Below are 5,489 nucleotides of genomic sequence, written 5' to 3'. Positions count from 1 at the left end.
CACTGGCGCTGACCAGCGTGGGGTGCGCGAACCCTTTGTCGGCGGCCAGCTGCTGCAGCGCCTGGTCGGGCAGCGCGGCCAACGCGTCGGCGGCCGCGGCGGCAACCGTGGTGTGCCATTGCTGCTTGTCGGCGTCGTCGATGTCGAGCTCGTCGATCTCGCTGTGCGCCGTGGCGACCAGCCAGGCCACGTCCTCGTCGACCGTGTCGCTGTTTTGCGTCAGCCCTGCGATGAGGCTGACGGTGTGTTCCAGCTTGGTGACCTGGGCGGCGGTCTCCGCGTCGTGCTGGGGGTCGACGTGCAGCTCGTCGAGACCCTCGTCGGGATCCGCGGGCGCGACGGTGAACGTCTCGTGGCTCTTGGTGCCGTCACTGCCCACCCGCGCTCACCTGCCCGCGGTGGACCAGCAGCGCGTCCACGACCGTCTCGACCGCATCCACCAGCGACCCGCCGGCCCCAGCCTCGATCGGCTGGATCGCCACCGCGACGCCGTTGGCGTGCTCGGCCCAGAACTCCACGGCCTCGCGCATGCTGTAGCGCCTCGAGGGCTGCAGGCGGGTGCGCCATTCGTCCGCGGCCGGCTCCAGTGGCACCCATGACAGGTGATGGCGATCGCCGTGCACGCCGACCGCGCCGACTGGGAGGGTCGCAGCGCCCGTGGCGGGATCAAAGGTCAGCAGCACCAGCACCTGACGGTCGGCGCAGGCGCGTACCGGCGGGGTCATGCCAGGACCTCCTGGAAGGCCAGTCGCTGCTGGGCGGGCAGCGCCCGGTTGGACCACACGACCTCCAGCGCCCGGACGTCGCGGCCGCCTGCGTTGCTGGAAGGCCGGTGCACCCGCCGCTCCACGCCCTGCCAGCCCGCGTACAACTCGTCGTACAGCGGCGAGGGGTAGCCCGACAGCAGCACCGCCGCGGGGGTGGCGTGCAGCACCTCGGCCAGCGTGCGGTGGTCGGACTCGCTGGCGTACTCGTGGGTGTACTCGCGGGTCTTGCGGCCAAGCATCGACCGGGTCGCCGCGAGGTAGGGCGGGTCGGCGTAGACGACGGTGTCCGGGCCGGCGTGCTTGGCGATCACCTCCACCGCTGGGCGGCACTCGATCACCGCGGTGCGGATCCGTGCCGCGACCGCCGCGAAGCGGGCCACCAACGTCAGTGTGTGCCAGGCGTGCCCCGACCCACGGCTTGTCGACACCGAGAAGGACTTGTGGGCGGTGACTTGCGCGTTGATCGACTGGGTCGCGCGCACCCACCAGCGCCGCGCGCGTTCCAGGTCGTCCACGGCGTCGGTCAGGTCGGCGGCGTCGAACTCTTCGCGGGCGTAGGGCGTGAGCCGGCACAGCCGTTCGAGCTCGACCTCGTGGTCACGCAGGCAGCGGAAGAAGTTGACGACATCGCCGTCGAGGTCGTTGATGATCTCGTGGCTAGCGCAAGGCTTGGCTAGCAGGACCGCGCAGCTGCCCGCGAACGGCTCGAGGTACACCCGGTGGGGTGGCAGCAGCGACGCGACCCAGCCGGCCAGCCGGCTCTTGCCGCCGTAGTAGGACACCGGCGGTCTCATGCCCGGCTCCCCTCGAGGTGCAGGGCGAACGCTTGAGCGCCGAACGGCCGGTTGCACGCACCCAGATCGTGGCCCCACGCCACGAGCAGGTGGTTGGCGCGGTCGACATGCACGGCTTCCACACCGACGTGGGGCACCAGGGTCGTCTGGACCGTGCGGGGGGTCACAGCCGGTGTCTGGGTCACGAGCACGCGCCCTCCTCCCCCACCACGACCAGACCGGCGTCCTCGTCGAGCCGCCAGTCGGGGGCGGGCTGGTCGAGCAGCCCGGCGTAGAAGCGCACGGAGGCGGCGAACGCGTCGTGGTCGTGGGCGTGCACGTCGACGCGGCCCGACGCGGTCATGACCGCGCCGTGGCGGGCGTACTGCTGGGGGTTCTGCGACACCAGGACGAGGCGGTCACCGAACAGGGCGTGCAGCTGGGCGATGCGGTCGCGGCGGGAGGTGCCCGTGGCGATCAGACGGGTGTGGGCGGGCAACAGCAGCGACAGGTAGGCCAGTCCCGGCAGCGCCATGTCGTTCCAGGAGGCGTCCCGGCGGAAGGTCTGCAAGTTGATCGCGACGGCGGCGGGCCCGGTGTCGGCCAGCCAGGCGCCGTAGCGGTCGAGGTCCTCGCGGCGGAACCAGTACAGGTTGGGCACCGCGGGCACGCCGGCGTCGCACATCTCCTGGGCGAGCAGGAGGTTGCGGCGGAAGTTCAGCAGATGGCTCGGCGCGGGGCTGGTTGCCGTACATCGAGTAGTTGCACGCCAACACCAGGTCCCACTCCTGGGCCGCGATCTCGCCGATCAGCTGGTGGCGGCGGGTCCACAACGCCTCGACGAGGGGGTCCTCGCCGTAGCCGACCAGCACCGCCAGCTGGCCGTCTCGGAGTTTGAGGGCCTCGGCGGCCGTCTTGCCGACGAACTTGGGGTACATGGTGTGGCTGGTGGGGCTGAACACCCGGCGCAGCCCGACCGCGTAGGCCGGCCAGCCCAGCGCGCGGTCGAAGCGGGTGATGTCGTGCCCGTCGACTTGGGGTATGAACCGGGGCAGCCCGGCGGGCAGCTGGACGTCCAGGGCGATGTCGTCGAAGGCGAGGGTGCCGCCGACGTCGGCCATCCAGTCGGTGATGTCGGTGCGGCTGCCGCAGCGGATCGGGCACTGCCCGCAGCCGCCAGCGCCGACCAGGGCACCGTCGCTGCGCGCGCAGCCGCAGTAGGAGCAGGAGGTGTTGGTGCCGCCACAGATCGGCTCGACCGCGGACGGGTTGTCGATGTAGAAGGGGCAGGCGTGGCAGTTGCAGCCGCGCGCGGGGGCCAAAGGCAGAGCGGTGGTCATGCCGCCGTCCTCTCCGCCCGCTCCAGCGCTTCGGTCAGCTGGGCGATGTGCAGACGCAGCGACCCGCGGTCATAGGCCGACAGGCACGCGCCGTTGGTGATCGCTGCGGCCAGCTGGGTGAGCGCGTCGACGGTCGCGGCCGCCAGCCCGCGTGTGTGCTCGAGGTCATCATCGGGGGCCTTGGTGCCTGCACCCGTCGGCTCGTCGCCACCCTCGGCCTCACACGCGGAGGTCGGGTCGGGGCAGGCCCGCTGGTCGGCGCGTGCCAGGTTGGCCGCGGCGTGTTCGGCCTCGGCGGCGGCTACCGCGCCGACGGGGTCCAGGTCAGGGTCGTCGTGGCGGGCGCGTACCGCGGCGGTGAGCAGTTCCGGGCGGGCCCGCTGCTTGACCGCCTCCCACAGCTCGCGGGCGGCGGCCCGGTTGCCCTGGTCGAGCTTGAGGTAGCGCATGCGGGTGTGCAGCGCGATCTTGTGGGCGTCCATCTCCGCGGACAGCTCCGCGGGCAAGGTGGCGAAAGCGTGCGCCAACTGCTGGGCCTTGCGTTCGGGGATCTGGATACCCAGGCGGCGCAGCACCTCGGGCCACGGCGCACCCAGGCGTGACTGGCCGTGCGCCAGCCGCAGCTTGTCGAGGGCGCGGAACCGCTCCACCGGGTCCTCGATGCCGGTGACACCAGCGGGCACGGGCACCCCGGCGGCCAGCAGCTTGGCGGTCAGCACCGCGCAACGCTCGAACAGCAGCGCCGCGGCCAGCTCGCCAGGGCGCAGGTCTTCGCGGGCGAGGTTCTCCACGAGCTGCCACACCCGCCGGTCCTCCTCGGGCAGCGGGCCGGGACAGGTGACCGCGGGGATCGTCTGGTAGCGGTCCTCGTCGGGGTGGCTGGTGGCCACCCATTTGGCGGCGCGCAGCCGCCGCTCACCGGACACCAGCCGGCGCCGGCCGTCGGGGAACTGCTCGACCAGGATGGGTTGGAGCACCCCGATGGTGGCGATGGAGCTGATCAGCTCCGCCAGGTCCTCGGGTGCGGTGGACGCGCCCGGCGCCCGACCCTGCACCTCGGTGAACGCCGCAGCCGGCCCGGTCAGCGGCAGCAGCACCAGCTGGCGGCCCGACAACCGCTCGGAGCGGGCCAGCCGGGCGGCTGCGTCAAGGGCGGCAGTCCCGCTCATCAGCTTGCCTTCGTTCCGGTAGCGGGCACAGGACGACCGATCACGTTCACCGGGGTGTCGGGCGCGCCGGGGCGGAGGAACACGCCGGCGAACGGGCCCTCGCGTTGCAGGTCCTCGAGGAGCACCACCGAAACACTGGGTGCTCGTCCCTGGTCGATCGCCTCCCGGATCGTCGGGTCCAGGTGACACACCGCGAACAGCATCGCCCGGCGGCGCTCCAACAGGCGGCGGGGCTTGCCGGTCAGCACCAGGACCACGCCGGGCATGCCGGGATAGCGCTGCTGCCAGGCGGGACGGCCGTCGTGTGCGTCGCGGGGCACATAGGTTTCGTAGGTGACGTAGCGGCGCAGCTTCTCGCCCAGCTCCTGCACACTCATCGTCGCCCGGTCGAGCTCGACGAAGCGGTACAGCAGCGTGGTGCGCCCCCCCACCAGCGCGGCGTAGTGCAGCATCGCGTCGGCGACCAGGAGGTCACCGCCGCGCACCCCCCGGTTGCCGTCGCCGATGCGGTGGGCGACCTCGTTCTCCCACGCCAGATGTCCGCACTCGTGGCCGAGCGTCTTCGCCCAGGTCGCGAACGCAATGCCGACGTCGTTGACCGCGAGGGTGTGGCTTTGGTGCATGCCGGCGGCGCCGTCTGCGGTCAGCAGCACCCGCCGGCTGCGCAGCCGGGTCGTGACCGCCTCGATCGTGTCCGCGCCGGCCTCGGTGACATACCAGCAGCGCAGCTGCCTGTCGCCGCGCCAGCGGGTGCTGCGCACCAGGCCCCGACGGCGCAGATGCGCGACGATGTGACGCATCCAGCTGGGGTCCCGGGTCTCCCCAGCCGGGGTGTGCAACTCCCACAGCTGGTGGGTGGTCAGCAGCCGGTGGGCGTAGATGCTTTCCAACACCTCGATCTCGCCGGCGCGCAGCGGGCGGGTGGGTGGGGTGATCGTCGGCGGGTTGGCGCTCATCGCGGCCCTCCTGTCTCGGCTGGGTCGTAGATCAGCGCGTCGTCGCTGCGCCCGGACCCGCGCGTCGCCTTGCCCGGCGCACCACCGCTTGCTGGTGCCGGGCCGTCGCGGCGGCCACGGGCCTGCAGATGCTCGAGGATCCGCCCGTCGAGGGTGTCGAGCTCGGCGGCGGTGTCGCGGATGGGTCGACGGCCGGCGGTGCGGTCGACCGCCGCGTCCAGGTCGCCGATCGCCTCGGGGTGGTAGCAATGCGCCCACAGTTCGTCGACCGGCACACCGCGCACGTGAAACGGCGGGGTGACGTCGCGGCCCAACGTGACCGAGGTGAGGTAGGTGTACTTGGACAGCGCGGCGATCGTGCGGGGGGCGACCTCGCCGCCGTACTCGCGCGACAGCAACTGCGCGGCCCGGGCGTTGACGGTGGTGGTGGCCAGGTGCGAGCGGTTGGTGGTGACCGCGTCGAACGTCGCTGGTGTCAGCCGCT

The 5,489-nt window shown here is 72.2% G+C and carries 8 protein-coding genes; all 8 read right to left on the bottom strand.

All coding sequences use genetic code 11. From position 1 onward, the window contains the following. The coding region (locus WD250_08575; GenBank protein ID MEX2620261.1) for a hypothetical protein at positions 1–379 on the bottom strand (379 nt) is incomplete at its 3' end. Next, a complete protein-coding gene (locus WD250_08570; GenBank protein ID MEX2620260.1) occupies positions 369–725 on the bottom strand; it encodes a hypothetical protein in 357 nt (118 codons plus the stop codon). The genes WD250_08575 and WD250_08570, both read right to left, overlap by 11 nt. Further along, a complete protein-coding gene (locus WD250_08565) occupies positions 722–1,561 on the bottom strand; it encodes a DNA adenine methylase (protein MEX2620259.1) in 840 nt (279 codons plus the stop codon). The genes WD250_08570 and WD250_08565 overlap by 4 nt, the downstream gene beginning before the upstream one ends. Further along, positions 1,558–1,752, bottom strand: a complete 195-nt coding sequence (locus WD250_08560) for a hypothetical protein (protein ID MEX2620258.1) — start codon at positions 1,750–1,752, stop codon at positions 1,558–1,560. Before WD250_08560 ends, WD250_08565 begins: the two co-directional genes overlap by 4 nt. Further along, complete coding sequence (locus WD250_08555) at positions 1,743–2,225, bottom strand: hypothetical protein (protein ID MEX2620257.1); 483 nt, start codon at positions 2,223–2,225, stop codon at positions 1,743–1,745. The genes WD250_08560 and WD250_08555 overlap by 10 nt, the downstream gene beginning before the upstream one ends. A gap of 651 nt (positions 2,226–2,876) precedes the next feature. Next, positions 2,877–4,049, bottom strand: coding sequence for a ParB/RepB/Spo0J family partition protein (locus WD250_08550; GenBank protein MEX2620256.1), 1,173 nt, complete (start codon positions 4,047–4,049; stop codon positions 2,877–2,879). Continuing rightward, positions 4,049–5,005, bottom strand: coding sequence for a replication-relaxation family protein (locus WD250_08545; protein MEX2620255.1), 957 nt, complete (start codon positions 5,003–5,005; stop codon positions 4,049–4,051). The genes WD250_08550 and WD250_08545 overlap by 1 nt, the downstream gene beginning before the upstream one ends. Then, positions 5,002–5,489: hypothetical protein (locus WD250_08540; protein ID MEX2620254.1), on the bottom strand; the 488-nt coding region annotated here is incomplete at its 5' end. The genes WD250_08540 and WD250_08545, both read right to left, overlap by 4 nt.

The organism is Egibacteraceae bacterium (genome assembly GCA_040905805.1).
Classification (GTDB): Bacteria; Actinomycetota; Nitriliruptoria; order Euzebyales; family Egibacteraceae; genus DATLGH01.
The sequence above is the reverse complement of the archived record's forward strand: the minus strand, read 5'-3'. Positions and strand labels throughout refer to the sequence as shown.